1 protein-coding gene is annotated in these 755 nt (G+C 66.1%); it reads right to left on the bottom strand.

Going from position 1 to position 755, the window contains the following annotated elements:
* Window positions 1–755: MCE family protein (locus tag A5756_RS09980; RefSeq protein ID WP_156659383.1), on the bottom strand; the 755-nt coding region annotated here is incomplete at both ends.

Below are 755 nucleotides of genomic sequence, written 5' to 3'. Positions count from 1 at the left end.
CTGTAGGTGTCCAGCAGCTGGGCCGTGGGCACCAGGTCCTGGGCGCCGCGCGCCAGGTACGGGCCGCCCCGGTTGAAGATGTCGGCGCCGGTGTTGCCGAACCCGGCCGCCGACAACAGCGCCTGGTCCAGATCCTTCTGCTGCGCGTTGATGGTCCGCGAGGTGATGACCGCGTTGTTCAGGAAGTCCAACAGGTCCGGCGCCGCGTTGGCGTAGGTGTCGCCCAGCCCGGCGAGCTGCTGAATGTCATGACGCGCCTGCGGCAGCTGCGGATTGACGTCATCGAGGATCGCGTTGGCGTTGACCACCGACTGGCCGAACTTGTCGCCCAGCCCGGTCAGCGCCTGGGCGGCCGCGCTCAGCGTGAGGTTCAGCTTGACCGGATCCACCTTCTCCGCGATCGAGGTGACGGTCTGGAACAGGGTGTTGATCTCGGTGGTCACCGAGCGCGCGTCGATCACCGTGTGCTGGTTGAGCTTCTGCGGCGACGGGTTTTGCGGCGTTGTCAACGAGACGTACTTGCCGCCGAACACCGTGGTCGCCTTAATGTCGGCGTTCACGTTGGCCGGAATCAGCGACAGGTATCGGGGGTAGACCTCCAGCGTGAACTTGGCGGCCGGCTTGCCGTCACGCACCGTCTCCGCGATGTTGCCCACCCGGCCGATCTCGACCCCGTTGTAGGTGACCTTCGAGCCCGGATCCATCACCAGCCCGGCCCGCGACGCCAGCATCGTCAACTTCGTCTTCGGCGTGAA

This window comes from Mycobacterium sp. 852002-53434_SCH5985345, from assembly GCF_001667155.1.
Lineage (GTDB): Bacteria > Actinomycetota > Actinomycetes > Mycobacteriales > Mycobacteriaceae > Mycobacterium.
The sequence above is the reverse complement of the archived record's forward strand: the minus strand, read 5'-3'. Positions and strand labels throughout refer to the sequence as shown.